Genomic DNA, 24072 nt, shown 5'->3' with positions numbered 1-24072 from the left:
GCCACCAGGATGGCGTCATGCCGGCGGTGGCGGTCGTGGCTGGCGATGGCTTTCTGGAATCCTTCAAGCTGGTCTAGCGTGTACCCCTTCACTTCCGCGAGTGGGTGGCCACGCTCGATCAGCTGCTGGACAACGTAGAGCCAGCCAACTGGCTTGCCGCCTGAACCAGGGCTTGGTCGAAAAAAGAGGAGTTCACCTGTATCACCGCAAACATCAGGCTCACGGCTGCAGCGGCAGGCAAGCGCCTGCGCCGCCAGCGGCCCAGGCTTGTGCAGCTGCCCAGCACAACATCCAGCGCGCCGGACTGCCGGGCGTAGGCGTAGATCTGCGCCGGGGTCGCGTTCTGCAGCATGCTCAGCAGCTCCCCGGCTGCCTTGCCGAACGCCTCAAAGTGCTCGAGCGTTACCGGCCTCACCGTCACCTGCGTGGCGCCCATGGGCACCGTCACAGGTTTGGGGAACAACACACTCAACTCGCTCATGCCTCAACCACCTCATGCTCGATGGTGTAGAACGCTGCATCGCCTGCTTCAAAAATGTTCGGGTCAGGCAGCAAGCGGATGCTCACCGGGATCACACCAAACTCCGCGCCCTGGGTGATGGGCATACCGCCGTTCAGGTTGATGCGCGCATAGAAGCACTTGATGCGGCGCTTCTCGTTCGCACCGCCCTCGTTCACCTGGCCGAACATCACCCGGTAGAACTTGCGGCCCTGGGTGAATGGCTTGATCAGATCCACAGTGGGGTAGCTGTAGGTAACCAGAATCGGCAGCTTCTTGCGGCCATCGGTGCCAGCCACCTCGGCAGCAATCGCCGTGGCCAGCGTCCCGCCAGCCAGAATGCGCAAGCCGCCCGGCATCACGGAGTAATCCACCCCGCGGGTGTACTCTGTAATACCATCTGCGCTGGTCACGTCGGTAACCGCCAGCGGAATGTGATCCAGTACAATATCGCCGCCCACGTAGGCGTCCTGCTCTTCGTCTACCACGTTGCCGCTGGGCACCCGCTCAACCGAGCCGTACAGTGCAATGGCAGCCGCGCGCGGGCTGAAGTCAACCGCCTCGCCAGTGATGTTGATGGCAGAGGTAGAGGTCACCCCGTCAAGCTCCGGCAGGCCGATGCGGGTCGGGTTGGGTACGTTGATCTCCGTGGTCTCACCCTCGGCGCTCACGTTCTGCAGCTTGAATATCTCCTCAAGCCCCCAGCTGGGGTACGGCGCCACACTGGTATGGCCGCGGAAAAGCTGTGTGTAGAGTTGGTCCATGTGTTTCTCCTGGCCTGCGGCCTATCGGTAGGTTTCGCTGTACAGCACAGCGAGGGTGATGATCAGGCGCATCGTCGTCACGCCATCAACGGGGTACTGCGGTTCTGCTTCATCCTCACCGTCGTCCAGGCCAGGGAAGCGCTTGTCTACATCCACCTCGTTAAAGCCCATGGCGCGCATCACATCCAGGTGTACGCGGTCCATGTCAGAGGTGGGTGCAGCTTTTGAAAACGTGACCTCGATCGCATAGGCCCGGCGGCGCAATGCCTGCCGGCCTGCAGTGTCTTCGCGGGTGTCGCGCAGCATGCGGTACTGGATGTACGGCGTTTCAGCACGATCACTGGGGCGGTCCAGCGGGCCATATATCTGGCGGATGTCAGTGAAGTAACCAGCCGCCTGCGAGATGCCGGCCAGCCGATCGCTCAGAGCGTTGTCCAGCTCCGTGGCTTTGGTCATGGGAACTCCAGGCAATAAAAAACCCGCCGGGGCGGGTTTGGGGTTTATCGTGCTGCGCTCGGGCTAGTAAAAGCTGTTCTCAACGCACCAGTCATAAGTCTCTCGCTTGAACGTATCGATCTGCTCTTGTCGCTCAAGAGACGTGGGGTGCCTAGGGCGTTTGTAAGCCGAGGTGACAAGCGTGCTCAATATCTCATCGCTGTGCTCACCATTCCCTTTCACGGCGGAAATAGCATTAGCCATCGGCATTCCACCCTGGTGGCCAGTCATGATGGCCCCGCCCAGCTCCTGCATGATCTCGCAGGATTCAGCACCACCAGACCGGGCAGTCGCAGCGGCACGGGATCGCAATGCCTCAGCAGAGATGGCGGAAGGCGGCGTTGCGCTTGCGCCGGAGTACTGGTTGAAGCTGGAGATAGCGCTTCCAAAAAACGTAACGAGCAGGAAGACGATGAATGCCGCAAGCATCATCGCTGGTAGAGCTGCCAAGATGATCTTGGTCATCAGCCATATCAAGCTAAAGAACGGTATTTGCACACCCGTCACAACAACTTCCCCGTCGATCGCAACAAGCTCATTGTCGTTGCTTACAGCACGCGGGGGCGAAGGCCTTGCAGTCGCCGCCATTTGCGAAGCGATTGAAGGGCCTTGCGTGACTCCTCCTTTACCGTTTCTCTGCGCCTGAACTTTGGCATATACCACACCGCATTTAGGGCAGATGCCTGGGCTTTCGGCCTGCTCGGCCATAGTGGGTTCATAACGGCACTTCGGACATTCCATAGTCATTTCTCCCTAGTCAACTGAGGAAGACTATAGCCCGCACGAAGAACCCAGTCACTTCCGTCTGGTCGGAGTGCGGATCCCCTTGGCTATCTCAGCCTGCAGCCGCCGGTCAAACTCGTTTACCAGGATCGTCTGGATCTTACTCAGCCGCGCCCCGGTCATCATCAGATGAAACCAGTACGCCACCGATGGCCCCAGCGCCGGCTCCGGCTTGGCGGTGCCATACCGATATGTGCGCTGCGCACCGCCCAGCTTACCTACACTGGCCGTGCGGCGGCTCTCGGTACGCAGCGGCTTACGCTTGCTGCCCTTGGGGTTAACAAAGCCCGCCGCGATCTTGCGGCCGGTAATGCCCTGCACCCACACAATGGCCCGCGTAGGGTCCACCGCGTTGAAGCCCCACTTCTTGTACTGCTCCACCAGCACGCCAGAGGAGGATGGAATAATGCGGGCGTTGGTACGCTTGCTACCGGCCCGCTTAATGATCAGCCTGCGGTTAATGTTGCGACGGCCGCCACCAATAATGCGAGACAGGTCAGGCAGCAGTTCGGTCTTACGCACCGTCGTCACAGTAGTGTTGCAGGTGCCGCGCACCACTGGATCAATGCGGCGGTTCAGCTTGCCCAGATCCTCCCGCGCCTGCTGCACATTCCGAGTGGTGAGGGTCACCTTCACGTCACACGCTCCAGCCACACCCCGCGCACCACGCCGTCATCGCTGCGGTCGTCGTAGTCAACCACCCGATAACTCACCGAGCCCACCTCCAATCCGTCACCCGGCTCAGCGCGGCCCGTCTCGATCAGGGCCAGCTCGGCGCGTGTCTTGTAGCCCACTACCTGCTGCATGGTGTCCAGTACCGGGGCCTCATGCTGCAGGAAAACCCGGCAACAGCGGATCCCGCTGCTGTCCGACATCAGCTGCGCGGGCTCGCCAATCAGCTCGGTGGCAGCGATCTGCACCTCCACCCCATCGCCCATCACATCGCGCACGTTATCGATGTGCAGCAAACGCCCACCCGCCTCCAGGTACCGCCCCTGCAGCAACCGCTCATCCCACCACGCCCGCACGGTCACCTGCGCACTACTGCGCAAACCCACCGGCGCCGGGGTAGCACCCTCCTTCGCCCGTATCCCCACCCACAGCCAGTCAATGGTAACGGGCTGCAGGTCGGGGTTCAGCTCGAGGAGGTTGGCGGGGGTGTTGAGGTTTCCGGCTCTCATCCAATATTCACCCAGCGGTAAGGGCCCCAAAGGGCGTTGGTTGCCTGCGGCATCACAGCCACAATCGTGCCAAGCACCACAGCCTCGCGGTTGCTGTACCACTGCCCAATCAGCAGCAGCGCACCCTGCTCGATCGCCTTGTTAAGCACGACCTCATTCGTCACGGGGTCGGGCAGCTCCTCTGCCGTGGCAACCAACTTGCGGTTGGTCTGATCGTCAAACGCCTGCACAGCGGCCTCAACCAGGGCCGCGATGTATTCGTCTTCCTGGTCATGCCTTACCCGCAGGTGCGCCTTCACCGCGTTGATGTTCAGCATCACTTGGCTCCGGCATCAGCCTTGGCGGGCGCTTTGTTTTTGGCGGGCGCTTTGCTTGGTTGAATGGGGGGCTCAGTGGCTTTGCTTGGGGCGTTTGCATTGGCTGCTTCCTCCTCGGCCTGACGCTTCTGCTCGGCTTCGGCCGCCGCCTTGGCGGTGGCTGCTTCCTCCTCGGCTTGGCGCTTCGCCTCAGAGTCATCAACAATCCCCATCTCCCGGGCAACCTGCGCTGCCCGTTCAGGCAGTTCATGCTCGCCCGGCTCAAGCTCGATCACCTTCATTCCATCGGGGGAATACTTGAACGCGGCCAGCAGCACTACGAGTGTCTTTTTCATGATCGGACCTCAAATGAGAAAGGCCCCGATTAGGGCCTTTCTGCTTACGGTTGCTGGACCTTAGATCGCGACCTTCATCAGCTTGATGGCAGTGCTGTCCATCAGGCCGCCACCCACACGCTTGGTGGTGTAGAAGTGCACGTAAGGCTTGTTGGTGAAGGGGTCGCGCAACACGCGGGTGCCTTGCACGTCCGCGATGGTGTACGCCCGGCGGATGTCGCCGAAGGCCAGAGGCAGCGAGTCAGCCGCAACATCGGGCATGTTCTCGTCTTCCTCGTAGCGATAGCCCAGCAGGATGCCCGGCTCTCCTGCTTCCAGGCCGGGGCGCCACAGGTAGTTGCCTTCGGTGTCCTTCAGCTTGCGCAGCGCAGCCAGCGTCAGGCCGTTGCCCAGCCATACCGCGTTGCGACGGTAGCCGCGCTTGAGGCTGTGCACCAGGTCAATCAGGCGATCCGGATCGCTCAGCGCAGCAGCTGCACCGGAGGTGACGAACTGGATGGTGCCGAACGGGCGAGTACCCGCTTTGTCGGTAGTCGCCGCGCTGGGGTAAGCCAGAATGCCCTTGGGCTTCTTCACGCCGTCACCGGTCACGTATGCCTCGCCTTCCTGCTCAGCGAACTCGATCGAAAGCTCCTCAGAGAGCCATCCTTCGACGTTGAAGAAAATGTCATCCAGCGACTTCTGGGTGACCGCCGGGTTGGCATAAATCTCACCAAAGAACGGGGCGATCTGTGCGAGCTTCGGTGAGGTGGTCTCAGGGCGCGCATCTGTCTCGCCGACCCAGCCGGAGCCAGCGCCACCGATGTTCACCAGCTTCTTGTACTCTTCAGTACCCACGGTGATGACGTTGGCCAGCATGCGCATGGTGCTGGCATCGCGCTCAAGCTGTGTGATGTTGCGATCCAGCTCTTCGGGTACTGCGAAGCCGCCGTCCTCGTTGGTGCCGAGATTGATGGCTTTCTGCTCGAGCTCGCGCAAGCCGTCGTCGCGGCCCTTGCGCACGTAGCCCTCGAACGCCTTGCGATGTTCAGCAGTCGTCTCGGTATCCGCACCCGAGGTACCGGGGCGGTTCTTTTTCTTCAGGTTGTCTTCGGTGGCTTTCTTGAACGCTTCCAGCTCGGTGAGCTTGGCGTTCAGCGCATCCACCTTGCCTTCCATCAGGGGGTCCGGCGCGCCCTTCGAGAGCTTCTCCAGCCGTTCGTCGTTCGACTTCTTGAATTCCTGGAAGGCGGCGCCCAGTTCAGTCAGCGCGGTACGCAGTTCGCCATGGCTATCGCCACCGGCTTCACGGCGGCGCATGCCACCGAGGTGGGCCACGCCAACGGAGCGGGCCAAGGGGTTTGGGGTTTGCATAGGGTTCAACCTCTTAACTGTGATGTAAGTTTCTGAATATCGCTGAGTAGGTCATCACCGCCTGCATCACGCAGATTGAGCGCCTTGTAGCCGTCAGCCATGAGGGCCTTGGCTTCGGTTCGGGAAAGTCCGGCGTCACGCAGGAACTTCTCGAATTGACGTGGCCCTTGCAGAGCGTGCTTCACCGTCTCTACTCGGGCTGCGTCGTTGGCGGGGAATGTCACCAGTGACACTTCCCACAAGTTGATATTCTTGAGCCGGAACACGCCGGCCTTGTTATCCCACTCGGCACCGCCGGGGGGAATGTCGTAGCCGATCGACAGGCCAGTGATACTGCGCGCCTTCAGGTGCGCATAGGCGCGTTTGGCCAGCGGGTCGTCATCAATCAGCAGCCGGCCTTCTACGTAGAGGCCCACATCGTCCTCTTCCATTTTGGTGTAGATACCAATGGGCTCATCGAACTTGTGCTGCCATAGCATGGCCGGCTGGCCACCGCGCTCCTTCCAGGCATCAAGCGAGCCCTGAAAAGCGCCCTTGTGCACCACGTCTGAGTAGCTGTCGACCACGTCAAACACAGAGCCGTAGCCGGCAAAGGTGCCGTCATCGTTGATGCTCTTGAGCTTGAATGGCGTGGCCAGGTGCTTGCTAGCGGTCGCTGTTTTGCGATTCATTGGCGGTGCTTCCATTGATGTTCATGTTGGTGGGTGTGAGGTAGATATCCCCACCCTCCCGCGGGTTGCGGTCCTCCAGCTCCAGTACGTCGTTGGGGCTGAATGCGCCGATGTAGACCATGTCCTTGTAGAACTGCGCACGCGCTTTCATGTCGCCACGCACCAGAGCGTTCATGTTGAACTTGGCGAAATGGTCTTCCTCGTCCTGCTCGTTGAGCAGGCTCACGCGGATCTTGTGCTCGATGCGCGTCACGATCGGCATTAGCGCATCGGTCACGTACTCCAACGCCTGGTGCTCGATGTTGTTATTGGTCGAGCGCTCCAGGTTGGCGATCTTGTGCGGCGGTACCCGCATCAGCCCGCAGAGCTGAGTGTCGGTGTACTTGCGCCCCTCTAACCATTGGGCGTCGGAGTTGTTCATGGTGATGGAGGCCCACTTGATGCCACCCTCCAGGATCGCCACCTTGTGGGCGTTATCTGTGCCCTGGTGCATCTCGTTCCAGCTGTCCTTGATGCGCTTGAAGGTGTCATCCTTCAGCACCTGCTCGGTCTCAAGCACGCCGCCTGGCTTAGCACCATTGACGAACAGCTTGGCCCCGTGGCGCTCCGCTGCCACGCCGAGTCCTATCGTCTCCCTGGCGTACTCCAGAGCGCCCACGCCCTTGTAGCCATCCAGCGTCAAGGCACGAACGTGGAATATCTCGTCCTGGGTGAACACGTCCGTCTTGCCGTTGGCGAAGGTCACCTGATACACCAGCGACCAATCCTCGCGCAGCTTCGGCACTACCGAGCCAGGGTTGAGCGGTAGCAGCTCAACCACCTCGCCACCCACCATGTTCTTCCAGGCGTAGAAATTGCCGCGCATCACCTGGTGCGCGGTGCACATCTCCCAGAACTCCTGGGCGGTCATGTAGTCGTTGGGGCGCCGGCTGATCAGTCGGTGCACCTTGTGCCCGCTGGCCACGTCAGAGCCGCGTCCAGGGCGCTGCTTGTGCAGCTTGCACGGCAGCTTGCCAACATCCTCGGACAGCACCTTGATGCAGGCGAAGAACACCGCATACCGCAAGGCTGTTTCAGCATTCACATGCACGCCAGATAAAGCCATGCTGCCGGCGGCGATCATGTCCAGCAGATCGCGGGAGGTCATCGTGTCCGTGCTTTTACGCCGGAACGGGTTAAGTCGTTTGAGCATGCTCACGTTGTTCTGATGCCTCTGGATTCGTAAGCGGAGTTCACGTCGTCAAGCTCTTCGATCGCAGCCATCAACCTGTTCAATGCGTTGAGCAGTGCTGCTATCCCATCGATTCGCTCCGTGCTCTTGCCTTTGTGTGGGCGGTAGTTGCCGTTGCTGTCACGCAGCAAGGCCACGTTCTCAGCGTTCCAGCGCAGCACCGGATGGCCGCCATGGCGTAGTGTCTTGCCCAGCAGCAGGCCCTCAAGACGCTTGGTGGGCGCGCTGAGGTTGCCGAAGTTCTGAGCAAGCTTGACCATCTCGCGGCCGTCGTTGATCAGCTGCGATACCAGGTGCGTGGCGTTCCATGGGTCATAGCCGATCTCCTGCACATCGAAGCGCTCGGCACTTTCGTTGATCACGTGGCGCACGCGCTCGTAATCCACCACGTTTCCGGGGGTGGCCTCCAGCGCCCCGCTGGCTGCCCATAGCGGGTAGGCCACGCGGTCAGCCTTCGCACGCCGATCCATGTTGGCTTCGGGCACAAAGAACCAGGTCAGCACGTAGATCAGCGGATCCTCAGGGATCGGCTCAAACACCAGCACGTACGCGGTAAGGTCAGTCTCGGTCGAGAGGTCCAGCCCGCCGTAGCACTTGCGGCCAGTGAGCATCTCGATATCGAATGCTTCACCGCAGGGATCCCACACGCCCTTCACATCCAGCCAGCGATCATCCTGCTGGCACCAGATGTTCAGGTTCTTGGTTAGTACGTTGACCTGCTGGCCGATGATCTGCTGGGCCAGAGTCACCTGCTCCCGCAAGTAGCTCAGCCGGATCGATACGCCCAGGTTCGGATTGGCCTTGCACCACAGCCGCTCGTCGGTCCAGTCGTCGCCCTCGTCCAGGGTGTAGATCACGCCGCCAACGCTGTCGTTGACGATCCGGCCTTCCAGGATGTCGATCAGCAGCTGGTGCTGCTCATAGCAGATCCCGTTCTGGTTAAAACCAGCGGTGGTGATCGCAGTCAGCATCGGCTCTCGCCGAGCACCCATCGCCGAGATGATCACGTCCCACATCTCGCGGGTGCGGTGCGCGTGCAGCTCGTCCAACAGCGCGCCGTGCGGATCCAGGCCGTCTAGTGTCTTGGCGTCGGCACCCAGCGGCACAAACTCATTGGCGGTACCGGGTACAAACAGCCGATTGCGATAGCTACGGAACAGGCGCTTCAAGCCAGGCGCAAACTGCACCATCAGCTCTGCGTCGCCGTGGGTGATCTTCGCCTGCTCCAGCTTGGTCGCGGCGGTATACACCTTCGCACCTGGCTCGCCATCGAACGCCGAGAGGTGCAGGCCGATGCCAGACAGCTTGGTGCTTTTGCCGTTCTTGCGGGCAACCTCTTCATACCACTGGCGGAAGCGGCGGGTACCATCGGTCCGCCGCCAGCCGAACTGCACAGCCAGCCAGAACTGCTGCCAGCATTCCAAATCAATCGGCTTGCCCGTGTGTTCGCCGCGGATATGCCGCAGGAACTTCGGGAAGAACTCAATGATGTACTCGGCACGGGACGGGTCGAACCACAGGCCCCGCTTGGCGCCCTTCTTCAGGTCCTGGTAGTGGCGCTTGACCGACAGGAACGTCAGCCGGCCAACCAGTATCTTGCCCCGCAGAACCGCGACCCCGTACTCATCCCAGGGGTGCAGCTCTTTGGGGATTAGCTTGGTCGCCCCTGCATAAAGCTTCGGATCTCGTCTAAGAACAGGTCGCCTTGCTCTGCGCCTTTTTCCAGCGCCTTGACCTTCGCGAAGGTCGGTATCGTCAGGCAACAAGACGGTAGCCATCGCAGCAGCTCCCTTTCCTGTCTATCGACGTAGTGCACCAGCTGGTGTGGTTGCTCATAGCCGTTCGGTGTTTTCACCTGAAAGTTTCCGTCGTTCTCCTCCAGGTACTTGTCCAGCAGCTCGATCGCCGTCAGCCAGCGCCGGTACTTTTTCACAATCACAGAGATCGCCAGTCCGGCGGTCATGTGCAACAGCCCAGCCTTGCGCAGCTGGTCACAGATGTAATCCCAGACCCTCAGTTCATCGGGCGAGAAATCAATCGGGCAATCCGGCGACTGAACCTCGTTTGAGGTCGCCGCGACCGCGTGCTCACTGCCCGCCGCCTGGACTTCAATAGGTAAGTCGCTCATAGTCCGGGGTCTGGTTAACCCCCCCCCTGTTTGAATTTCCGCCGTGCGGCGAAACATGGATCCCCCCGTCGTTCGGGAGCATTTCGGTCTAAAGGATTTGCACCCCCTACCCCCTGCCTCTGCTCGTCGCCGTGGTGACGCGCGGCTCGACTCGGGGTGAGGTACCGGGTTCGCGTACCTTCGCGCCTACGCGGTTGTGACACGGCCAGCAAAGCGCCCGAAGGTTATCATCATCGAGGGCTAAGTCCGGTCTTTCGCGATATGGCTTGATGTGGTCGACCATTTTCGAGGGAACAACCAGCCCGATCAGCTCACACTCAGCGCATAGCGGGTGAAGCCTCCTGAACTGCTGGCTCCTCTTCTTCCACCTTTCGGTGCGGTAGAAGCTGTCAGATTCCGGCCGGCGCTCGTTGTACTGCTTGTGCGCCTTGGCTACCTGAACCTGACGGCGAGCGGCCCACTCCTCTTGATGTTGCGTGCAACGAGTTTGACCCAAGGGGGCAACACGGGTGCAGCTAGGCTGGGTGCACACTGACTTGGATGCGGAGGGCATCAGCCGCGCAATGCCTCTCGCAACTCACGGATCATGTCGGTGAGGCTCATCGTCTGCCGCTTCTCTGCGTACACGAACCAAGCCCGCACGAACACCCAGGCAGGCAGACCGCATACGAAGTGCAGCCCGGCCAGCGCTACCGATCCTTCCCACACCTCAGCCCAGCGGTGCAGCTCGAACCACTGGACGACGAACGCCCCGCCACAGATGGAAGCGATCACGGTACAGATCAGCGCGACCACCCATTCCCGCGTTGACTTGGGCTGAGTCATCGCCATCACCACGATAGAGGCGAACGTGGCACCGAACAGAAAGCCGGCGATCTTGACCAGGCCAACACCTGCCAGCCCGCTGGATACCGGCTCACTCATATCTCTGATCCTCATAGTCATCCCCGGCAAGCGCCTGTTGTCGGTTAGCAATAAAAAACCCCACCACCAGGGCAGGGAAAGGAGCAGTGCTCCGATGGAAGGTGGCGTCGTTCCGTGGCCTTGTGACAAGCCGGACGCCAGAAACAGAAAACCCGGCGCGAGGGCCGGGTTTCAGGTTGATCAGTTGGTGGTCTATTCGGACGCACCTATACAGCGTGCTTACTTTGTACCCTTCCATTGCAGTGGCAGCAAGTGGGATTTAATGCCATCGGCTAATGTCCGGTCAATAACCTGCAAACATCCTGAGAATGTCGGTAAATAAGTCTGAATCACCTCGCCCGCTCTTAACGGCTGTCCTACTGTCCCTCTAGCAGAAAACGCTGAGAGTCTCGGTAACTTACTGATATTTATATAATTGTCTGACTGTCTCACTAATATAGATATATTGTGCGCGGAGGGGCTCGCGGGCGCGTGGGCGCCTATATGGGCGCATGTGTATGTGTGTGAGCAAACTCGCTTTAAGGTGGGACGGCAGGACAAACCCGCGCAGGCTATGCCGCTCCGCTGTCCAGCAGGGCAAAACCCAAGCTGGACAGAAGCGGGACGGTAAGCCAGGCGAGACAGAGTCATGCTGCTAGGCGCTCACTAAGCGCGTGACGGATATGCTGATGAGCTGTGTCCAGTGCGTTGTAATACGACCGGGTGCAGCCATAGCCCAGCGATCTAGCGTTGCTTGCGTACTCACCAGGGTGCAGTAGGTAGTGCTCATACACGACGCGCTGCAGGTCATAGCGCAACTGGGTCACAGCCAGTTCAGTGATCGGGAAGTGAGGATCCCCCTGGTAACCTCCCCGCGTGGTCGCCGGTATCACAACGCCCTTAGAATCAATCGCTGCCGCCAGGCTGCACTTCACTCCCAGCGGCCCCACAGGCTCGCCCCTCATCAGCATCCGGTGAACCTCAGCCCAGGCCACCAGCAGATCATCGATTGGCTTGATCAAAACGGCTCCTCCTTCTTTTTTTCAGCTTCTTCGGCATCGGCCGCAGCGCCGGCGGCTTTCCAGCTGGCCGGCTTCTCGTAACCCCAAGGCCGGATCCCGCTACGACCGGCAGCGGACAGACGCTTACGTGTCCAGCCCAGCCGGTGCATGATGTGGCCAACTCGCATCTGCTCAGGCTTGCCCCAATGCCCCAGATCCAGCTTCAAGGCACTGGCGAAGATCTGGTCACCCGTGATCACCTCAAGGCGGTCTGGCTGCTCCAGCCACTCACGGATCGGGTGCTCCCAGGCGTCGACCATGTACCTCGCGTCCTGCTGCTCGGCAAAGTCGCCGGCCTCATGGCTCTCGACCCACCAGCGCTCACCCGCCTCATATCGCGCCACGGCCTCAGCCCATAGCTGGTCCCGCGTCTCTCGCAGCAGCGCCAGGTCAATGTCGTGGCACAGCACCGGCCAATAGCGGCGGTTGCCCGTTGTATCCTTCAGGTACTCCTCCTGGTTGGTGGTACCCGCGAAAACACACTGCCGTGGCACGTCCACTGTTCTGCGGCCGTAGCTCTCACGGTATGTATCGATGTATGCGGAGAAGAACTGCTTGGCCCGGGTGGACTCGGATTTGTTGAAGCTATCCAGCTCGCCCAGCTCCACGATCCACTTACCCCGGATCGCTTGAAATGCATCCTTGTCGCCGAGGTTGATAGGCGAATCCATGAACCACGGCCCGCCCAGCACAGACAGCGCCGTTGACTTACCCTTGCCCTGCCCGCCTTCGAGAATCAAAACGCTGTCGGCCTTACAGCCGGGATTCATCACCCGAGCCACGGCACTGATCATCCAGCGCGCCGCCACCTTCATCGAGTAGACGCTGTTCTCAACCCCCATCGCAGCATGCAGCCAGAAATCGAGCCGGGTTTTGCCGTCCCATTCCAGGTCCGTCAGGTATTCGCGTACCGGGTGCCAGGCATTGTTCGCAGCCACCAGCAGCACTGCCTCAACTACTGAGCTGGACTTCACCCGCAGGTTGTACTGCTCGGCGAGCCAGCTGGTGACACGCACATCGTCCAGATCGGACCACTCCCCGGCCTGTCCGCCATAGGGAGGCGTGCGCCGCTTGAGGATCTTGCTGCTGAATTCGTTGAAGGCGATAACCTCTTTCCAACGCTTATCATTGCCCAGGATCAAACTGATGTTATGCATATGCGGGTGCAATGCCCCGCTGTCCGATCGCTGCAGCTTATCCAGCCAGCCGCCGGCAGCAGGGGGCTTCACCACCTGCATCACCTGCCGGCGCACTTCCTCAAGCCCGGCCGACACGTGCAGATCGTTAAAGTCGGTCTCTTTTTCGCCCCGCTCGCCTATCCATACGGGCGTTACCACCTCGCCCCCGAGGATTCCCGCGGCGCTCTTCGCCTTCTCGAACCCAGGGTTATATGGATCGCCCTTGGCGTCAGTGGTTTTCCAGTCATCATCACAACAGAAGATCAACGGCCGTGCCGGGAAGATCTCTCGCAGCACCTTACCGACCGGCAGAAGGTTGCCCGCATCAAACGCCATAGCCACGGCCAGCCCGGTAGCCATGTGCAAGCTGGCACCAGTGGCATAGCCCTCGGCAATCAGGATCGGTTCACCCGGCTCAGGGTGCGGGCCAATCAAGTGATACGCCCCTTCCTTCGCCACCCCATAGGGCCAATAGGTCTTGTCCCGACCCATCGATTCCTGCACCGCGGGGTAGATCGCCTGGAGGCCGACGATCTTGCTGCGAGCGTTCTTCATTGGCACCAGGAAGGCACCCGACCGAGGTGCATAACGCACCCCAAAGCCTACAATCTGCTTGCGGGCCAGGTAATCACTGCTGCCCTTGGTCGGCAGCTGGGCCCACACCCCCGCAGCACGCTTTGCGGCCCGGGCGGCCGCTCTCTCCTGCTTCTCCTGCTGTTTGCGCTTCGCCTCATCCTGCCGGGCGCGCATCAGCTCGCGATCCTCATCGCTCAGCTTCACGCCCTTCATCTTGATGTTCTGCTTCTCGCCCATCCGCCAGTTACCGAATGAACCGAAGATCAGCGTGTCGCCCTTCTCAGTACGGTGGTCATACGCCGCGTACCAGCCGGTCTTTTCCCGACCCTTGTCGCCTTCCGCTTTCACCCTGACTATCTTGCCGAAGGTCAGAGGCAGATCCACCTGCAGGCCGTAGTCCGTGAACTGGGCCAGCACATCGTCAAACACCCTATCCATGCTGCCGCGTCCTCTGCTGGTGATCAGATTCGCATGGCATACAGCGCTTGCACCCCGGAGCAGCTGCGCGCCGCGCCTCGGGTATCTCTTCGTCGCAGTCAATGCAGATGGTCAGTGAAGGGCCGGCCGGTGCAGCGGTACGGGCTGCGTTGATCATGGCCTCATTCCACTCATCCACGTAATCGCCGGCGCGATCGATAGTGTCAGTCATGTCCGGAGCCCTCCGCGTCATGCTCGAGCACACGATCAAGCGCGATGAGTGCGCCCTGCGCCTGGCGGATCAGCTTTCGGCACGCCGCCAGCTCCTCCCGGTCTATGTGAGAATCATCGGCCAGACCCTCCGCCACACCCTGCATCAGCGCAGACTTCTTCTTGAGCACGTCACCCACTGCCTGAATCACAGAGGTCATCGCTGCCGCCGTATCAACAGCAGGCAGCACCCCGCGCAGATCCACCCACGCCGCATCGCCGAATGACTCGATGATGGAATCCAGAATGCGCGGGTCTCGGGTGGCAGTGATGATCTCTTCAATGTCTTCAGGGTTTGCGGTATGGCTGTGCTGGGTGGGGCTGACTTTATGCTGCAGGGTGGATGCACTGCGGCCATACAGCGCCGCGATCCCGGCAGCACCACCAGGGCGAAAGTCCCGGCAGGCGTGGTAGAGCGCTAAACCCAGCGGCAGAATCTCCCGCTTGGCCCGCTCCAGACAACTCTTTGCTTCTCGGCTCATGGCAGTAACTCCAAAACTATGCCAGTGCCACGGGCGGACTGTTTTGCTACAGTCAGTTCCGTGAGCACACGTGGTGGTCACAAGTAGGGCCGCTCTTAGCGGAAAGGCCCTGCACCGGGAGCAGAGCGCTTGCATGCGCCCTGCCCCCAAAATGGCCAGTTGCTCTGTGGTGGAGAGGCTGGCAAGCCCCGGCATCCGTGCCGGGACGAACGTGCAACGGGCGGTAGTACCTTGTGGTGCCGCCTGTTGCGCTAGCAGCGAGGCCAGACTTTGGTGGTCACACCTCGCTGCATCAACGGCCGGCGCTCTGTGGTGGAGAAGCCGGCAAGTCCTGACTTACGTCAGGGCGAGTGATAGCCGGGCATAGCCCGGCGGTTACTTCGCCTAAGCGGCTTTCGATGAGGAGTAATCCGAGGTGCCCGTCGCAGAGACTTCATCGACAAGCAGCGCACCCCCAGATAGCTGGTTCAACTGGTACTGCCGCAACAGCGGGATCCCTTCTTCGGGCCACTGCCTTACCGCCTCGTAGCTAATGCCTAACGCCTTCGCCAGAGCCGGGATACCTTTGAAATATGTAATTGCTTCGGAGCGCTTCATGAGAGTACCTCCACTCAGTTGCCGATATTCAAGCATGCTTGAACTTAATAAAGCAAGCATGCTTGTCAAGATTGCTTGTATGTTTTTCACATGAATATCGTCGAACGAATCGAAAAGCTCCTACTCCACCGGAACGTGAAGCCCCGGAGCATGCGCAGGTCTTTAGCAAAAACTTGCGGCATAAGCTATCAGGCGGTGAGCCAGTGGTTCAGCGGCGAAACAGGTAACATCAAAAACGAGAACCTAGCCGCGATAGCAGAAACATACGGGAGCACTGTCGATTGGCTGCTCACCGGGAAAGGTGAGATGACAAGAGATCAAGGAAGTACAGCAAAGGAGAGCAATGTGATTTCTGCCGACTTTTCAGGCCGTGGGCAAGACATGGTTGATATTCCACGCTTGAGCCTAGCCGGGTCCATGGGCCCGGGTCTCGTCCAGCCAGAAGATTATGTAGATGTGATCGAGCGGATGCGGGTCAGTTCAGGCTGGCTTCGCCGAAACGTCAACGCAAGCAGCCCTGCAAACCTAGCCGTCATCACTGGCTATGGTGATTCCATGGCCGGTACATTTAACGATGGCGATCTGTTGTTGGTCGACCGAGGGATCACAGAGATCAAGATCGATGCGGTTTACGTGCTATCCCTGAAAGGGGAGCTGTACATCAAGCGCCTGCAACGACGGCCAGACGGCGTGTTGCTGATGCTCTCGGATAACGAGAAGTATAAACCCTACGAGATCCGCAACGGTGAACTGGAGCAATTCCAGGTCCTGGGGCGCGTGCTGCTCGCATGGAATGCAAAGAGGCTTTAAGAGCTAATCGCTGACAGACAGGCCTCTGAAACAAGGTTCACGGCGGAAACACAACCAACCTTAAGCCTCTATGAATTGGTAACGCCTGCGAATCAAATAGAAACAGATAAGGAACTCCATGTGACACGGATGAGTCGAAAAACTGGACGAATGGACGTATTCAGCGAATGGGCTACATTGCATATATGCATGCAACTAACATATAGTTGCAACCCTGCTGCAGAAGGCGCTGTCCAATGAGCAGAATAGCCAAGCTCTTGGAAAAGCTGCAGCGTAAGCCATCACCTAAGGACTTCACATGGAAGGAGATCACTCGGGTACTAGAACATTTTGGCTACCACCCTCTGCAGGGTGCGGGGTCTAGAGTCAAATTTGTTCACCAGAATACAAAGCAAGTCATATCTCTTCACAAACGGCATCCAGACAGCACGCTCCTGGAATATCAGATTGAGTGTGTGCTAGCCAAACTCAGAGATGAAGGACAGGTAAAATGAGCACTAAAAAGGTTCTTGAACACAAGGGATTTCAAGGGTCTGTCGACTTCTCAATAGAAGATGGCATCGTCCACGGAAAGATTCTGCACATAGCAGACATGATTACTTACGACGCCGATAGCGTTCCGGAGCTTGTGAAGGCTTTCGAGGAAGCTGTCGATGATTATCTTGAAACCTGTGAGGCGATAGGAAAGAAACCCGACAAGCCTTTTTCAGGCACGTTCAACGTCCGAATCGGCGCGCCTCTGCACATGGCCGTAGCTAAAACCGCGGCTAGAGAAGACAAGTCGGTCAATGAGTTCGTCCGTGAAGCTCTGGACTGCCATGTTAACGGCAGGCATCAAGAGATCCACCACCATTACCAACCCCCCGCTGACTATACAGCCGAATATCTTTTTCATGATGCGTCCTCACGCAAGCGCCGGCCATTTGATCTCGATCTCCAAATTCAAGGGGCTTTTGAATGAAAGCTTCCGACGTCAGGCTTGATCTGGTAAGAATCGAAAACATCACTGGCACTGCATTTGGGCAGAGCGACGAAGCAGAAACCGCAAAGCTTAAAGCGATTTTTAACGCCAGAATCGTGTCTGATCTGGAAGGTCTGAGCAAGGGAGACCTGTTTGAGCTAAGGCTCAGGTTCGCGGCAATCATAGGTGATGAAGAAACGCCTTCGTATGAAATCGAGGTCGCTGGTGATTTCATCATCGAGGATGAGCATATCGTCAAAGAAATCAAGACTGAAGCAGGGGTTTACGAAACGGCCTCGCTGCTATTCCCCTACCTCAGGCAGTTCTCCAAGCCGATTCTAGAGAGCCTTGGAACGGGTAACATAGATTTCCCTTTTTACATTGCCTTGCCCCCACCCACTAGGAAAAAAGGCTCCTCAAAAGCAAGGGCGGACAAATCTGCTTGAACTGCCTTTGAGGCACTAACCAGCCCGCCGCGTGCGGGCTTTTTCATACCCTCTCACTTTTATTCAAGCATGCTTGCATTTATAGTCACCTCATGCTTTCATTTGTTCAAGCTTGCTTGCACTTTTGACTTCGCGAGCTCATCTCTCCACCACAGAGCTGAGGTATCACCATGCAATCCGCCACGGTCCACGTACTACCCTCATGCGACATTGACCGCCTGTTCGCACTGCGCCAGGCCGCCCGCGACACCGGCGCAAAGGTCGTCATCCAGAAGCCCAAGCTGGTAACCCGCCCGCCCGCACCCATCGATCCCGATGGCGGGAGGGCTGCGTGATGATCCGTCTATCACCGATCAGCCAGCTGTTGCTGCCCGCTCAGGTACGCTGCACTGGCAGCTTCCACGTCAAGTTCGCAGGGCATCGACACGCTCCAGGCCATCAGCCCCCTAACGCCACGCTGCAGGTCCACCAAGAGGCCAATCAGGTCCGCTGCCATCTGCGCGCCGGGCTGGACTTCCACACGCTCAACCTACCAACCATTCCAGCCGACAAGCTGACCGCCCGCATCAAGGAATGGATTGAAGACTGCGCCAATGGCCGGCTGGAAGGTGCCGCATGACCGACACCATCGCCACCTACCTGATGATGCTGCTGCGCATGAGCATCCAGATACAGACCCAGGGCAAGCACCTGGCCGAGTTCAACTACTGGGAAAACTTGGGTCGCGTATCGGTCCGCGTTCTATCCAATGGCGCCGGCACCGTGCATGAGGGCAAGGCACTTTCCATCGACATATCCGGCGTGGTGCATATCCGTAGCACGGCCCGTATTGGTGAGATAGATCCCGAATCCCGGACCTACCCGTCAACGGAAGCAGGAGTAATCGCCTGCCTCGAACGCGCAGCCACCGAGCTGAAAGCCTACGTCGACGGATCGATATCGGATCCCATCCAGGAGGCCCGCCATGCTGCGTAACCTCGCCCAAACCGCCAAGCACCTCGGCATCAAGCGCAAGCAGCTCATCTTCAAGATGCGCGAAGCCGGCCTGCTGAATGACCAGAACCTACCCGCCCACCCCATGCGCGACAAGTTCTACCTGCAGACCAAGCACGGCCAGTGGTACCACCCCGAGCTCGGCATGCAGTACAGCGAGTCCACCAGGGTCACCCAGTACGGCATCAACTGGCTGGCAGACAAACTGGGGCTGGAGCGGCCGAAGGTGCCAGAGGAGCGCCGCCGTGTCGCCTAGACAGTACGCCGCTCACGTCCTCAGCCTGCGCACCATAGCCGAACGGCAAGCAGCGCTGGCTGAGGTACCAGATGAGTGGCGCGAACTGATCAAGACGCACGTACGCATCGCCTGGAACCACCCGCGCGGCAACAAACAATAACGGGCAACACCATGACCGACACCAACCAGAAAGCCATCCGGCTGGGGCTCGCCCCCTCGGCCGGGACCGTCGAACGCCTCTTCGCCATATTTGGCGACGAGATGATACCGGCCGAAGAGGTACGCCAGCGCTACTACCGCAACATGAACGCCGACACGTTCAAGGCCGCGCTCGGTACCGAGAAGATCCCGCTGCCGGTCAGCACAATGAACGTCAGCAACAAGGCAATACCGCACATCAACATCCGTCACTTGGCCGCGTACATCGACCAGCGCGCCTATCTGGCAGACCAGGAACTGGCCTCCCGACTCAACCCGGGCGACCAACCCAGCTGACCGCCACCACCGGCAGCACACACCACGAGGGCACCACCATGTACTTACAAGAAATCGTAATAGGCATTGCTCTGATCATCTGCGTACTCGCGTACCTGTTCGGCATCACCACCGGCCGCATGCAACAGAGCAAGCTCTGCGCCGAGAAACTGGAGAGGTTCCGCAAGTTGATATTCAGCGAACGACGCCGCGCCCACGAAGCAGAGCAGGCAGTGATTAACCAGGCAGCTGAAGCGAAGTGGCTGGCTGCCCAGCTCCGCCATCAGATGCCCCGGACCGCCCACACCAAATACGCCCTCCGCATGGCGGCAAAGGAACTTGCGCTGGCAAGCCAGACGTTTGGAGCGATGAAGAGCGCCCACTCTCAAACGGCAAAGCAACTCAGCGAGGAGCTGATAAGAATCGCCAGCTCCATGGATCCGGACCCAGCTCCCGCCGCAGCGAACGACACCGCCCCGCACCTCGGTCTGGAGGACGCAGCATGAGCTGGATACTCACCGCCACCGGCCAGCAGTTCGACCTCGTCAACCCCACGCCCGAGATGGTGCACCTCGAGGACATAGCGCACAGCCTCTCGCGCCTGCCCCGCTTCAACGGCCACACCCCCATGCACTACTCGGTAGCCGAGCACAGCATGCGGGTAGCGCAGTTGGTACCCGAGGCCTGCCAGCTCGAAGCGCTGTTGCATGACGCAACGGAGGCCTACGTGGGCGACATGGTGCGGCCGCTTAAACAGATGCTGCCCGGTTACCAGGAGATCGAACGCCGCATCTGGCTGGCCATCTGCGAACGCTTCGACCTGGAGCCGATCCTGCCCACCTGCATTCACCACGCCGACATGGTCATGCTCGCCACCGAGCGCCGCGACCTAATGCCCAAGCACCCCGAGCAATGGGAATGCCTGCAGGGCATCGAGCCGCTGCCAGGGCGCATCAAACCCTTCTCCCAGCCGCACGCCAAGCACGTGTTCTTTCAGAACCTGATGGAGCTGCTGGCCACCACCCACCGAACAAAAGCACAGGCAGGTGCCGCATGAGCCAGACCCTACTCAAAGAGCTTGAGCAAGCCCGCCGCCTGCATCTGGCTAATGTTTCGCTAGTCCAGAACGCCCCACGCAAATTCCTGCCAGAGGATGCCGCCCGGGCCGAAGCCACGATCGCTCAGCTACGCAAGCAGGTTGCCGAGATCAACGATCAGATTCAGCGCATCACAGGGAGGGCGGCCGCATGACCCACCACAGCGAGCAAGCCAGTGCCAACGCAGGCACTGCTCACCCGACAACAAAGAGCCTCTGCCCCGCAGGGGCAGGCATTATCAACCAGCCAGCAGCCCCCGAGGGGTCGCATACCCCACCACAAGCGTGCGCCACGCCCGCCATTAACCTCGCTTGCCAGCCACCAAGCAAAGCGCCGCACGCGCAGCTTGTTGAGGGGTATAAGCACCCGCCCGCAGCGTTCCGCACGTTCGTACTCCGGATCGACGACATAGACCAAGCCTGGCCATTCCTAAACAGGCTCACAGGGGCGTTCGCTGAGCGCTTGGCCCTACCCGGTATCACAGTCACCGCGATGAGCATGGAAGACGAGATCAGCCGTGTTGAGCAATTGGAGGCTGATCATGACTAGTAATCCTGAGACCCACACCTGCCCTAATTGCCAATACACCTGGCCACACGGCCAGCACGGCGGGCATAGCTGCATTGAGAGACTCAGGCAGCAACTGGAGGACAAGAAGAGCAGCGGTATTCCAGTCGTGCGCTTTGGTCAAAGCGAGAACGTCACCATCAATTCACGCTTTGAATTTAGAGCGAAGGACGAAGCCGCAGCCCTGACGATCCATGCAGATGGGGAGCAGATAGTCACGCTCACCTTTGCGACGCAGAGCCACGCATCAGATGTGTTGAAGGCACTTGTCTGCCAGCGGGTGCCGAAGTCCGATATCCCAACCATCCACATAGACAGTGGATATGACTCGGTAATGACCCAGCCCGGCACCATGCTCAACCCAGAGGGCCAAGAGGTCACCACCCTGACCATCAGCCAGGATGAAACGAAAGTGCGCCTCACGTTCCCCCGCGATCGGCAAGCAGCAGACTTCTTGCGACGGATGATCTGCGATCCGCCGACGGCGGAAGGTTCGGCCGCCCTAGCGCTGGATCAAGCTAAACAGCAGATAACCGGATTCACTTATGGCTTGCTCCACAGCGCGGATGAGCTTGTAAGCGAGATGGGCTTGGCCTTGGAAGAATGGGAGCAGATCAAAGCCGCGTGCGAATGGCTGGACAGCAGAGTTATCTCCGACATCGACGGCGCATTCAACCAGGACCCGGAGGATGAGCAGCCATGATCACCCCCGACAAAATGACCAACCGCATCACCCTGCACGGCCTCGGCTTCATCCAGGTGCAACTCGAAGCAGACCAGCGCCTGCACGTCTGGCACCCGGAGCTGCCGCGCCGCAGATGCTTTGAGCACTCGGCCATCCACAATCATCGCTTTTCGTTTATCTCGCAGGTACTGGTCGGCAGCCAGAGAAACATCGAGTACGGAGACGTCTGGAAAGATGATGGCGAGTTCGTTCTCTATCTGCACGAAGGAGCCAGAACAGCCAATGGCGGGCGACCCTGGGTGCCGAACGGCCGCACAGACATGGTCGCGCTTTATGACGACGTGATTCCCGCGGGCCGAGCCTACCGGCAGGAAGCATACAAGTATCACCGCACTGAGCCGCAGGGTAACGGCAAGGTCGCCACGCTCATTCGAAAAACCTTCGAGGGCGTTAACGGATCGCACTCCACCTGCCGCTTCGGCGTTGAACCAGACACAGACTTCGACCGATTCCAATGGTCGGAGCAGCGGCTGTGGGAAGTGGTGCAGCACGTATTGCTGGGGGCGCAGCTATGAACTCGAACGCTCCGATCGAGCTGCAAATGCCCAAGTCCTGCATCAGCTGCACCCAATACGCGCCGCAGGGCTTCGACAACGACAAGCACTGCCCCTTCACTCATTGGGGCAAGCCCAAGACGCGCACCCCCTACGGCCGCTGCAGCCAGCACAAGCAGGAAGTATTCGCCACCGAGATCTGCGGCAGCTACCAGTGCGAGCCCGGCGTGTACAGCTACCCGGTACCCAACCGGCCGCACCCGCGATCGCCGATGCAGGAGCAGCTCGCGCTGCAGGGAGGCATGCAATGAAAACCGAAAACGAACGGATCCTCGCCAAGGTACGCAAGTGCATGGCCTTGGCCAGCAGCGCCAACGAGCACGAAGCAGCTGCCGCGCTGCGGCAGGCCCGGAAGCTAATGGACATTCACGGCTTGAGCGAAGAGCACGTAGAGCTGTCTGCGCTCGGTCTGGAGCGAATAGCCTCAGAGCATGCCAGAAAGCCCCTATGGACGCAGGCGTTGCTCACACTGGTTGGTCGCGCATTCCAGTGCTCAGTGTTCAGCGGCTACTACACCACGTCTTTTGTCGGGCGGGCGGAGAACGCGCAGATCGCTGCCTTCACTGCGGCAGTCCTGATGCGTCAGATAAAGCAGGCACGGAAGCGGTTCCTCGAGGAGCGCGTATCAAACGCCTATACCCCGGCACAGAAAAAGAAGCTCTCGCAGGGGTACTGTGAGGGCTGGGTATCTGCTGTACAGGCAAAGGTGCGCGAGTTTGCCGCCCCTCTCCGGGAAGAGGACGACCAGAAGCATACCCGATTCATGGAGGAGATCCACAAGAAGGAAATCAAGGAAGCTCGCCAGTCCAAATCCGCCACCAAGGGCAACAAGCTTGCGGCAATGGCGGCCGCGATCGGCGCGCAAGATGGTGAGAGCGTCCAATTGCACACGCCCGTCAATGGATCTGCACCTTTGCCAGCGCTGAGCTTTCAGAGGGAGACGGCATGAAATACGAACCCGATCTGTACCTAACCTGGGATCCCTTCGAAGGCGATATGGATGTGGATATCCGCTGCAGGAAGGTGAAGCTGGTCAGAGTCCGCAAGCCCCACGTGTGCCACCTGAGCATGGGCGGACCAGAGCCAGAACACGAGATCCAGCCGGGAGAGATGGCGCGCCATGAAAGCGCATTCGTGGATGGCAGCCACTGGGGCAGCTACTACTGCTGCATACCCTGTATGGATGCCTGGTTTGATGAGCTCAACTACGACCTGTACGACGATGACCTTGACGAACTGGAGCCCGAAGAGGAAGCGCCCCAGCGCTGCGAGCGGACGGCCGATATGTTCGGAGGTGCAGCATGACCCAGTCAGGCAAGCCCCGCCCGATAGACCAGACCGGCGTCACCTACATTCAGGTGACTTGCGACATCTGCGGCCAGCGCCGCAACACCCACAAGCACCGCAAGCAGCAGAGATGCTCACAGATCAGGCAGCAAATGCACCGGAGGGCCTCATGAGAGCCGACAAGACAGACTATCGCTACCTCGACCAGCTGCCAGACAGCTCTGTGATCTGCGTCGACGAGGTGCTCGCCCTGGTGCGCGTGTCGCGGTCGACCTGGTATGAGGGGATCAAGAAGAAGCGGTACCCGCCGGCGGTCTACATCGGTCCCAGCTCACCGCGCTGGCCGCTGGGCAGTGTGCGCCAGGTCACAACTGGAACATATAAGCCACCGGCCGAACAGACCAGGGACCAGAACGAGGACCAGAAAGCAGCCTGAGCGAAACAGGGACCAAAACAGGGACCAGATTCCAGAAACACAAAAGGCTTGCCGGGTTGAACCCTCGCAAGCCTTTGTTTTGTATGGTGCGCGAGCCCGGATTCGAACCGGGGACCTACCGCTTAGGAGGCGGTCGCTCTATCCAGCTGAGCTACAAGCGCACTGAAGGGCGTTATTGTTGCTAGACGGGACACGTGACAATATCAAAGTCCAGTCGCGGCGC

The 24072-nt window shown here is 59.6% G+C and carries 39 protein-coding genes and 1 tRNA gene; 19 read left to right on the top strand and 21 right to left on the bottom strand.

Annotated elements, in window-relative coordinates:
- Positions 1 to 118 precede the first annotated feature (118 nt).
- From IEV54_RS01975 to IEV54_RS01885, 20 genes are all read right to left on the bottom strand, one after another.
- Entirely contained in the window at positions 119 to 481 is a 363-nt protein-coding gene (locus IEV54_RS01975) for a hypothetical protein (protein WP_150277517.1), read from the bottom strand.
- Positions 478 to 1263 (bottom strand): hypothetical protein, encoded by a 786-nt coding sequence (locus IEV54_RS01970; RefSeq protein ID WP_150277518.1) that lies wholly within the window; start codon positions 1261 to 1263, stop codon positions 478 to 480. The genes IEV54_RS01975 and IEV54_RS01970 overlap by 4 nt, the downstream gene beginning before the upstream one ends.
- A 21-nt stretch (positions 1264 to 1284) precedes the next feature.
- Complete coding sequence (locus IEV54_RS01965) at positions 1285 to 1719, bottom strand: hypothetical protein (RefSeq protein ID WP_150277519.1); 435 nt, start codon at positions 1717 to 1719, stop codon at positions 1285 to 1287.
- A gap of 63 nt (positions 1720 to 1782) precedes the next feature.
- Positions 1783 to 2499, bottom strand: a complete 717-nt coding sequence (locus tag IEV54_RS01960) for a hypothetical protein (RefSeq protein ID WP_150277520.1) — start codon at positions 2497 to 2499, stop codon at positions 1783 to 1785.
- 54 nt (positions 2500 to 2553) lie between these two features.
- Positions 2554 to 3177 carry a hypothetical protein gene (locus tag IEV54_RS01955; protein ID WP_150277521.1) on the bottom strand — a complete coding sequence of 208 codons (624 nt, stop codon included), beginning with the start codon at positions 3175 to 3177 and terminating at the stop codon, positions 2554 to 2556.
- Positions 3174 to 3722, bottom strand: a complete 549-nt coding sequence (locus tag IEV54_RS01950; RefSeq protein WP_150277522.1) for a hypothetical protein — start codon at positions 3720 to 3722, stop codon at positions 3174 to 3176. Before IEV54_RS01950 ends, IEV54_RS01955 begins: the two co-directional genes overlap by 4 nt.
- Positions 3719 to 4039: a head-tail connector protein gene (locus IEV54_RS01945; protein WP_150277523.1), complete on the bottom strand. Its 321-nt coding sequence runs from the start codon at positions 4037 to 4039 to the stop codon at positions 3719 to 3721. Before IEV54_RS01945 ends, IEV54_RS01950 begins: the two co-directional genes overlap by 4 nt.
- On the bottom strand, positions 4039 to 4374 hold the full coding sequence (locus tag IEV54_RS01940; protein ID WP_150277524.1) for a hypothetical protein: 336 nt from the start codon (positions 4372 to 4374) through the stop codon (positions 4039 to 4041). Before IEV54_RS01940 ends, IEV54_RS01945 begins: the two co-directional genes overlap by 1 nt.
- A gap of 60 nt (positions 4375 to 4434) precedes the next feature.
- On the bottom strand, positions 4435 to 5727 hold the full coding sequence (locus IEV54_RS01935) for a phage major capsid protein (RefSeq protein WP_223825437.1): 1293 nt from the start codon (positions 5725 to 5727) through the stop codon (positions 4435 to 4437).
- Positions 5728 to 5732: 5 nt separating this feature from the next.
- A complete protein-coding gene (locus IEV54_RS01930; RefSeq protein WP_150277525.1) occupies positions 5733 to 6398 on the bottom strand; it encodes an HK97 family phage prohead protease in 666 nt (221 codons plus the stop codon).
- A complete protein-coding gene (locus tag IEV54_RS01925; RefSeq protein ID WP_188434289.1) occupies positions 6373 to 7545 on the bottom strand; it encodes a phage portal protein in 1173 nt (390 codons plus the stop codon). Before IEV54_RS01925 ends, IEV54_RS01930 begins: the two co-directional genes overlap by 26 nt.
- A gap of 47 nt (positions 7546 to 7592) precedes the next feature.
- Complete coding sequence (locus tag IEV54_RS17295; protein ID WP_268235126.1) at positions 7593 to 9053, bottom strand: terminase large subunit; 1461 nt, start codon at positions 9051 to 9053, stop codon at positions 7593 to 7595.
- Positions 9054 to 9280: 227 nt separating this feature from the next.
- A complete protein-coding gene (locus IEV54_RS01920; protein ID WP_150277528.1) occupies positions 9281 to 9757 on the bottom strand; it encodes a P27 family phage terminase small subunit in 477 nt (158 codons plus the stop codon).
- A 106-nt stretch (positions 9758 to 9863) separates the two neighbouring features.
- Positions 9864 to 10310, bottom strand: coding sequence for an HNH endonuclease signature motif containing protein (locus tag IEV54_RS17495; RefSeq protein ID WP_150277529.1), 447 nt, complete (start codon positions 10308 to 10310; stop codon positions 9864 to 9866).
- A complete protein-coding gene (locus IEV54_RS01910) occupies positions 10310 to 10696 on the bottom strand; it encodes a DUF1275 family protein (RefSeq protein WP_188434287.1) in 387 nt (128 codons plus the stop codon). Before IEV54_RS01910 ends, IEV54_RS17495 begins: the two co-directional genes overlap by 1 nt.
- Before the next feature lie 611 nt (positions 10697 to 11307).
- Positions 11308 to 11682, bottom strand: a complete 375-nt coding sequence (locus IEV54_RS01905; protein WP_150277530.1) for a hypothetical protein — start codon at positions 11680 to 11682, stop codon at positions 11308 to 11310.
- Positions 11679 to 13904, bottom strand: a complete 2226-nt coding sequence (locus IEV54_RS01900; RefSeq protein WP_150277874.1) for a VapE domain-containing protein — start codon at positions 13902 to 13904, stop codon at positions 11679 to 11681. Before IEV54_RS01900 ends, IEV54_RS01905 begins: the two co-directional genes overlap by 4 nt.
- A 1-nt stretch (position 13905) precedes the next feature.
- Positions 13906 to 14124: a TraR/DksA family transcriptional regulator gene (locus IEV54_RS01895; protein WP_150277531.1), complete on the bottom strand. Its 219-nt coding sequence runs from the start codon at positions 14122 to 14124 to the stop codon at positions 13906 to 13908.
- The gene (locus IEV54_RS01890) at positions 14117 to 14644 is read right to left on the bottom strand and encodes a phage regulatory CII family protein (RefSeq protein WP_150277532.1); all 528 of its coding nucleotides are present in this window, start codon (positions 14642 to 14644) and stop codon (positions 14117 to 14119) included. The genes IEV54_RS01895 and IEV54_RS01890 overlap by 8 nt, the downstream gene beginning before the upstream one ends.
- A gap of 384 nt (positions 14645 to 15028) precedes the next feature.
- Positions 15029 to 15241, bottom strand: coding sequence for a Cro/CI family transcriptional regulator (locus IEV54_RS01885; RefSeq protein ID WP_150277533.1), 213 nt, complete (start codon positions 15239 to 15241; stop codon positions 15029 to 15031).
- 90 nt (positions 15242 to 15331) lie between these two features.
- Between IEV54_RS01885 and IEV54_RS01880 the strand changes: the two genes are divergently transcribed.
- From IEV54_RS01880 to IEV54_RS01790, 19 genes are all read left to right on the top strand, one after another.
- Positions 15332 to 16051: an XRE family transcriptional regulator gene (locus IEV54_RS01880; protein ID WP_150277534.1), complete on the top strand. Its 720-nt coding sequence runs from the start codon at positions 15332 to 15334 to the stop codon at positions 16049 to 16051.
- A gap of 236 nt (positions 16052 to 16287) precedes the next feature.
- The gene (locus IEV54_RS17490; protein ID WP_150277535.1) at positions 16288 to 16545 is read left to right on the top strand and encodes a type II toxin-antitoxin system HicA family toxin; all 258 of its coding nucleotides are present in this window, start codon (positions 16288 to 16290) and stop codon (positions 16543 to 16545) included.
- The gene (locus tag IEV54_RS01870) at positions 16542 to 17012 is read left to right on the top strand and encodes a type II toxin-antitoxin system HicB family antitoxin (RefSeq protein WP_150277536.1); all 471 of its coding nucleotides are present in this window, start codon (positions 16542 to 16544) and stop codon (positions 17010 to 17012) included. The genes IEV54_RS17490 and IEV54_RS01870 overlap by 4 nt, the downstream gene beginning before the upstream one ends.
- Positions 17009 to 17458 carry a hypothetical protein gene (locus IEV54_RS01865; RefSeq protein ID WP_150277537.1) on the top strand — a complete coding sequence of 150 codons (450 nt, stop codon included), beginning with the start codon at positions 17009 to 17011 and terminating at the stop codon, positions 17456 to 17458. The genes IEV54_RS01870 and IEV54_RS01865 overlap by 4 nt, the downstream gene beginning before the upstream one ends.
- A 170-nt stretch (positions 17459 to 17628) precedes the next feature.
- A complete protein-coding gene (locus IEV54_RS01860) occupies positions 17629 to 17793 on the top strand; it encodes a hypothetical protein (protein WP_188434286.1) in 165 nt (54 codons plus the stop codon).
- On the top strand, positions 17793 to 18077 hold the full coding sequence (locus IEV54_RS01855) for a hypothetical protein (RefSeq protein WP_150277538.1): 285 nt from the start codon (positions 17793 to 17795) through the stop codon (positions 18075 to 18077). Before IEV54_RS01860 ends, IEV54_RS01855 begins: the two co-directional genes overlap by 1 nt.
- Positions 18074 to 18433: a hypothetical protein gene (locus IEV54_RS01850; RefSeq protein ID WP_150277539.1), complete on the top strand. Its 360-nt coding sequence runs from the start codon at positions 18074 to 18076 to the stop codon at positions 18431 to 18433. The genes IEV54_RS01855 and IEV54_RS01850 overlap by 4 nt, the downstream gene beginning before the upstream one ends.
- Positions 18423 to 18707, top strand: a complete 285-nt coding sequence (locus IEV54_RS01845) for a phage antirepressor KilAC domain-containing protein (RefSeq protein WP_150277540.1) — start codon at positions 18423 to 18425, stop codon at positions 18705 to 18707. Before IEV54_RS01850 ends, IEV54_RS01845 begins: the two co-directional genes overlap by 11 nt.
- Positions 18697 to 18849, top strand: a complete 153-nt coding sequence (locus IEV54_RS01840) for a hypothetical protein (RefSeq protein ID WP_188434285.1) — start codon at positions 18697 to 18699, stop codon at positions 18847 to 18849. Before IEV54_RS01845 ends, IEV54_RS01840 begins: the two co-directional genes overlap by 11 nt.
- A gap of 11 nt (positions 18850 to 18860) precedes the next feature.
- Positions 18861 to 19184: a pyocin activator PrtN family protein gene (locus tag IEV54_RS01835; RefSeq protein ID WP_150277541.1), complete on the top strand. Its 324-nt coding sequence runs from the start codon at positions 18861 to 18863 to the stop codon at positions 19182 to 19184.
- Between the two features lie 38 nt (positions 19185 to 19222).
- On the top strand, positions 19223 to 19669 hold the full coding sequence (locus IEV54_RS01830) for a hypothetical protein (protein ID WP_150277542.1): 447 nt from the start codon (positions 19223 to 19225) through the stop codon (positions 19667 to 19669).
- Positions 19666 to 20220, top strand: a complete 555-nt coding sequence (locus tag IEV54_RS01825; RefSeq protein WP_150277543.1) for an HD domain-containing protein — start codon at positions 19666 to 19668, stop codon at positions 20218 to 20220. The genes IEV54_RS01830 and IEV54_RS01825 overlap by 4 nt, the downstream gene beginning before the upstream one ends.
- The gene (locus IEV54_RS01820; RefSeq protein ID WP_150277544.1) at positions 20217 to 20414 is read left to right on the top strand and encodes a hypothetical protein; all 198 of its coding nucleotides are present in this window, start codon (positions 20217 to 20219) and stop codon (positions 20412 to 20414) included. Before IEV54_RS01825 ends, IEV54_RS01820 begins: the two co-directional genes overlap by 4 nt.
- 387 nt (positions 20415 to 20801) lie before the next feature.
- Entirely contained in the window at positions 20802 to 21530 is a 729-nt protein-coding gene (locus tag IEV54_RS01815; protein ID WP_150277546.1) for a hypothetical protein, read from the top strand.
- Positions 21527 to 22087, top strand: coding sequence for a hypothetical protein (locus IEV54_RS01810; RefSeq protein ID WP_150277547.1), 561 nt, complete (start codon positions 21527 to 21529; stop codon positions 22085 to 22087). The genes IEV54_RS01815 and IEV54_RS01810 overlap by 4 nt, the downstream gene beginning before the upstream one ends.
- The gene (locus IEV54_RS01805; RefSeq protein WP_150277548.1) at positions 22084 to 22377 is read left to right on the top strand and encodes a hypothetical protein; all 294 of its coding nucleotides are present in this window, start codon (positions 22084 to 22086) and stop codon (positions 22375 to 22377) included. Before IEV54_RS01810 ends, IEV54_RS01805 begins: the two co-directional genes overlap by 4 nt.
- Positions 22374 to 23075 (top strand): DUF2786 domain-containing protein, encoded by a 702-nt coding sequence (locus IEV54_RS01800; protein ID WP_150277549.1) that lies wholly within the window; start codon positions 22374 to 22376, stop codon positions 23073 to 23075. Before IEV54_RS01805 ends, IEV54_RS01800 begins: the two co-directional genes overlap by 4 nt.
- Entirely contained in the window at positions 23072 to 23431 is a 360-nt protein-coding gene (locus IEV54_RS01795) for a hypothetical protein (RefSeq protein WP_150277550.1), read from the top strand. Before IEV54_RS01800 ends, IEV54_RS01795 begins: the two co-directional genes overlap by 4 nt.
- Before the next feature lie 151 nt (positions 23432 to 23582).
- A complete protein-coding gene (locus IEV54_RS01790) occupies positions 23583 to 23849 on the top strand; it encodes a helix-turn-helix transcriptional regulator (protein WP_150277551.1) in 267 nt (88 codons plus the stop codon).
- Between the two features lie 84 nt (positions 23850 to 23933).
- Here IEV54_RS01790 and IEV54_RS01785 read toward each other — a convergent pair.
- Positions 23934 to 24010: transfer RNA gene (locus tag IEV54_RS01785), tRNA-Arg, on the bottom strand.
- Positions 24011 to 24072: the final 62 nt, after the last annotated feature.

It is taken from the genome of Halopseudomonas salina, assembly GCF_014637955.1.
GTDB classification, from domain to species: Bacteria; Pseudomonadota; Gammaproteobacteria; order Pseudomonadales; family Pseudomonadaceae; genus Halopseudomonas; species Halopseudomonas salina.
This window is presented reverse-complemented; position numbering and strand designations above follow the sequence as displayed.